We start from the raw sequence: 4,832 nt of genomic DNA, 5'->3' as shown, positions 1-4,832 counted from the left end.
GACGCCCGCGGAGCCGTCGGGCTCCGCGGGCGTCCGGCAAACCCGGCAACGCGCCGGATCAGCGCTGCAACGTCGGCTTCAGATCCTTCAGCCGCGCGAGCAGACCGTTCACGAACTGCGGCGAGTCGTCCGTCGAGAACTCCTTCGCGAGCTCCACGGCCTCGTCGATCGCGACCGCGTCCGGCACGTCGTCCTGCCACAACAGCTCGTACACACCCAGCCGCAGCACATTGCGGTCCACCGTCGGCATGCGGTCCATGGTCCAGCCCACCGCATACGTCGAGATCAGGTCGTCGATCCGCGCACGATGCGCCTGGACGCCCTCGACCAGCTCCATCGTGTACTCCGCCACCGGCGGAGTGTCCGCGTCCTTGTGCGAACGCCCCACCCAGTCCGCGAGCACCGTCGCCGCGTCGCCGCCGCGCTGGTCCGCCTCGAAGAGGATCTGGAGCGCACGGCGCCGGGTCTTGGTACGGGCACCGGCCACTAGCTGTTCACACGGCCCAGGTAGTCGCCGGACCGCGTGTCGACCTTGACCTTCTCACCGGTCGTGATGAACAGCGGAACCGCGATCTCGTACCCGGTCTCCAGCTTCGCCGGCTTCGTACCACCGGTGGAGCGGTCGCCCTGCACGCCCGGCTCGGTGTACTCGATCACCAGCTCGACGGACGCCGGCAGCTCCACGTACAGCGCCGAGCCCTCGTACATCGCGACGGTCGCCTCGAACCCCTCCAGCAGGTAGTTCGCCGCGTCGCCCACCACCTCCGGCGTCACCGGAAGCTGGTCGAACGTCTCCGTGTCCATGAACACGAAGTCCGAGCCGTCCTTGTACGAGAACTGCATGCCCCGGCGGTCCACGTTGGCCGTCTCGACCTTGATGCCCGCGTTGAACGTCTTGTCGACGATCTTGCCGGACAGCACGTTCTTGAGCTTGGTACGGACGAAGGCGGGGCCCTTGCCCGGCTTGACGTGCTGGAACTCCACGACGGACCAGAGCTGTCCACCGTCGAGCTTGAGCACCAAACCGTTCTTCAGGTCGTTGGTCGTGGCCACGGGTGCGGGGTCTCCTGCGTTGCTTCGGACCTGGCCGCCCTCACCTGCCTGCACAACCCGCGCACCGCGGACCGCGCACTACAGGACAAGCAGCTCCTTGGTCGTGATGGTAAGTAGCTCGGGCCCGCCGTCCTCGGGCGGACGGACCACGAGAGTGTCCTCGATGCGGACCCCGCCGCGACCCGGGAGATAGATCCCCGGCTCGACGGTGACCGGCATGCAAGCGTCCAGCTTACCGCTCGACGTCGGACCCATGCGCGGGTCCTCGTGGATCTCCAGCCCGACACCGTGCCCGAGCCCGTGCGGGAAGTGCTCGCCGTACCCCGCCGCGTCGATCACGTCCTTCGCGGCACGGTGCACCGCCGCCGTCTCCACCCCCGGCGCCAGCGCCTCCCGGCCCGCCTTCTGCGCCGCGAACACCACGTCGTACACCTCGACCTGCCAGTCGGCCGGCTCGTTGCCGATCACGAACGTGCGCGTCATGTCCGCGTGGTAGCCCCGGTAGCACGCCCCGAAGTCGATCTTCAGGAAGTCCCCGTCCTCCACCCGCCGGTCCCCCGGCGTGTGGTCCGGCACCGCCGAATGCGGACCGGACGCCACAATCGTCGGGAACGCCGGACGGTCCGCACCGTGGTCCGCCATCCGCCGCTCCAACTCCAGCGCGATGTGCCGCTCGGTACGCCCCACCAGGATCGACTCGATCATCTCCGCGATCGCCTGGTCCCCGATCTCGCACGCGATCCGCAGCGTCGCGATCTCGTCGGCGTCCTTGACCCGGCGCAGCTCCTCGACCGCGCGCCCCAGCGACACCCGGTCCACACCCTGCGCCGCCTCGCCCAGCGTCCGGTACATCTCGACCGTGACCGCGTGCTCCTCCACCGCCAGCTTCCGCACCCCGGCGGCAGCCGCCCGCTTCGCCAGCGCCGGCGCGCACTCGCGCTCCACCGCCAACTCCACATCCGGCGCCTGCTCACCCACCTGCGTCGCATACCGGCCGTCGGTCGACAGCACCGCGCCGGACGCGCCCTCCGCGCCGTCGGGCACCTCGGCGAACACCAGCAGCGCGGCGTTCGACCCGGTGAACCCCGTCAGGTAGCGCACGTTGACCAGGTTCGTGATCAACGCGGCATCGGCACCGGCCGCACCCACACGGGCGCGCAGCCGGTCACGTCGAACGGCGTGGGCCTCGGGCATGCGCTCAGCGTAACCCCGCGCCCCGGGCACGGCCCGGCAGGACAGGCCCGGCACGAGCCGCCTCACCCGCGTCGACGCTCGAACGACCGACACGGGCCGTCGTCCGTTCGGCTGACCTTTCCCACCGGTCGGCCCAACGCCCGGTCCAGGCACCCCGCCCAGCCCTACCCTTCTTGCAGGGCGCGGTAATTCCGGGTGGGGCCCGGCCGAGGACCCGCGCCTCTCCGACACAACCGGGGGGTTGCGATGCACATCGGCGAGCTCGGAGCGGGAAACGCCGCGGATCCCGCACTTCAGGAACGCCGCATCGCCCAGATGGCGGCCGCCGCCACACGGCACCGCGACGCACAAACCCAGCTCGACGACATCGCCCGGCGCCGTGCCCAGGGCATGCGCTACCCCGACGAGCCCGAACGCCTGGCCCGCCGCGCCCGGCGCCTCGTCCAGGCCGGCCGACTGCCCGGCGAGATCCTGCTCGCCATCCCGCCCGGCGGCGACACCGTCGAGACCGACGAACGCATCATCGGCGACTCCAACGACCTCCAGGCCGCCGCGTTCCTGCCGCGCGGCGTGCGCGCGTCCGCGACGGTCGGGCGCATCTGGCTCGGGCTCGGCGGACGCGTGCAGCCCGCGGCCACCGGCTTCCTGGTCGCGCCCAGACTGCTACTGACGAACCACCACGTCTTCCCCGACGCGGCCGGCACCCTCGACGCCTTCGTGGAATTCGGCGCCGAGGCTGGTCTCGACGACATGCCCGCACCCACCGTGCGCTTCACCTTCACCCCCGACGTGTTCTTCTTCGCCGACGAACACCTCGACTACGCCCTGGTCGCCTTGGCGCCCGGCGCCGACGGGCGCAACGCGGGCGACCTCTTCGGCTGGAACCGGCTCGACCCCGCCGAGGGCAAGCTGGTGGTCGGCGACCCGGTCAACATCGTGGGCCACCCGTCCGGGCGACTGAAGGAGATCGCCGTACGGGACAACGAACTCCTCGTACGCCTCGACGACTTCCTGCACTACAAAACCGACACCGAACCCGGCAACTCCGGCTCCCCGGTCTTCAACGACCAGTGGGAGGTCGTCGCGCTGCACCACCGGGGCGTCCCGCAGACCGACGACCAAGGCCGCACGCTCAACGTCGACGGGGGCGTGTGGACCGCCGCACAGGGCGACGCGGCCGTGGCGTGGATCGCGAACGAAGGGGCGCGCACGAGCTCGGTCGTGCGGCACCTGACCGCTCACACTCCGCCGGAATTCCGGGGTGTTTTAGGGGAGTTGGGGGCGGCCGTCGGGGCTCCCCCAGCGGGGGCGGGGGTGGTGTCGGCGGGGCCGGTGTCGGCGGGGCCGGTGTCCGCCGGGCCGGTGTCCGCCGGGCCGCCGGTTACCGCGGGGGCGGCGCCGGCGGGGGCCGGGTCGGTCGCCGGGGAGCCGGCGGGGGCGGCGCACGACGGGGCCGGATCGGCCGGGAGCGGTACGCCGGTCGAGGGGGCGGGGGTGCCCGTACCCACACCTCGGGCGCCCGAGACGGTGGTGGCCACGCCGGCGGGGTTGCGCACGGGCGTGGCGGGCCGGGCCGAAGCGTTCGGCGCCGCACGGCAGTTGGTCTTCCTGCACGGCCGGAGCCAGCAGGGCCGCGATCCCGAGGACATGCGGCGCGAATGGACGGCGGGCCTCAACAACGGGCTGACGCGCCTGGGCTTCGCCACCGTCGACCCGCGCGACGTGTACTTCCCGTACTACGGCGACCTGCTCGCCGACGCGCTCAACACGCGCGAGTCGGTGGCCACCAGCTTCGACGCCGTCGCCGACGACCCCGCGGCGGCCGCCGCACCGGCGTCCGCGTCGGCGCGCGACCTCTACCACCGCATGCTCGACCAGGCCGCCGAACGCTCCGGCATGCCCGCGGACGGCGGGGCCGCGGCACCGGGCGAGGAACGGATCGGCATGGGCGGCACCGTACGCCTCACCCGCCGACCGCTCGACTGGATCGCCCGGCACTCCGGGGTGGACCGGCTGGTCGTCGCCAAGGCGTTCCGCGACGTGGCGCTGTACCTCGACACGGAGGCCGTCCGCGAACGGGTGCTGGCGTGCGTACGCGAAACCGTCCCGCGCGGCGGCGGCATCGTGCTGGTGGCGCACAGCCTCGGCACCGTCGTCGCGATGGACCTGCTCTGCGACACCGAGGGGCCGGACGTCGCCGGCCTGCTCACCCTCGGCGCGCCGCTGGGCCTGGACACCGTGCACGACCGGCTGCTGACGCGCGGCCCGCGCTGCCCGGCCGGCGTGCCGTGGTGGTTCAACGGCTGGGCGCCGGCAGACGGCGTCGCGATCGGCTGCCCGCTGCGCGGGCGCTGGACCGGTGTCAGCGCCGAGCAATGCGTCGACAATCCGCGCGACCGCGCGCACGAGATCGACGAGTACCTGGCCCGTCCCGAGGTTGCCTCGGCGTTGGCGTGGGCGCTGGGGCTTGCCCGGCACTGAGGCGGCCTCGGTTGCGGCGGGGCGGCCCAGGGGGTGTCTTCATAATCCCGCCGGGCCCGCGGGCCTTCGAAGACACTCGCCAGGCGCCGGCGTGCGTGAACGTG

At 72.5% G+C, this 4,832-nt stretch carries 4 protein-coding genes; 1 reads left to right on the top strand and 3 read right to left on the bottom strand.

The genetic code is table 11. The features are described 5' to 3' along the window. Nucleotides 1-58: 58 nt before the first annotated feature. From nusB to ACRX5S_RS00915, 3 genes are all read right to left on the bottom strand, one after another. Nucleotides 59-487: a transcription antitermination factor NusB gene (nusB, locus tag ACRX5S_RS00925; RefSeq protein ID WP_436770717.1), complete on the bottom strand. Its 429-nt coding sequence runs from the start codon at nucleotides 485-487 to the stop codon at nucleotides 59-61. Next, entirely contained in the window at nucleotides 487-1,053 is a 567-nt protein-coding gene (gene efp / locus ACRX5S_RS00920; protein WP_436770716.1) for an elongation factor P, read from the bottom strand. Before efp ends, nusB begins: the two co-directional genes overlap by 1 nt. A 78-nt stretch (nucleotides 1,054-1,131) precedes the next feature. Continuing rightward, nucleotides 1,132-2,247 (bottom strand): aminopeptidase P family protein, encoded by a 1,116-nt coding sequence (locus ACRX5S_RS00915; RefSeq protein WP_436770715.1) that lies wholly within the window; start codon nucleotides 2,245-2,247, stop codon nucleotides 1,132-1,134. A gap of 246 nt (nucleotides 2,248-2,493) precedes the next feature. Between ACRX5S_RS00915 and ACRX5S_RS00910 the strand changes: the two genes are divergently transcribed. Continuing rightward, the gene (locus tag ACRX5S_RS00910; protein ID WP_436770714.1) at nucleotides 2,494-4,728 is read left to right on the top strand and encodes a trypsin-like serine peptidase; all 2,235 of its coding nucleotides are present in this window, start codon (nucleotides 2,494-2,496) and stop codon (nucleotides 4,726-4,728) included. The last annotated feature ends 104 nt before the right edge of the window (nucleotides 4,729-4,832 follow it).

Origin of the sequence: Yinghuangia sp. YIM S09857 (assembly GCF_051388915.1) — a bacterium.
Taxonomy (GTDB): domain Bacteria; phylum Actinomycetota; class Actinomycetes; order Streptomycetales; family Streptomycetaceae; genus Yinghuangia.
This window is presented reverse-complemented; position numbering and strand designations above follow the sequence as displayed.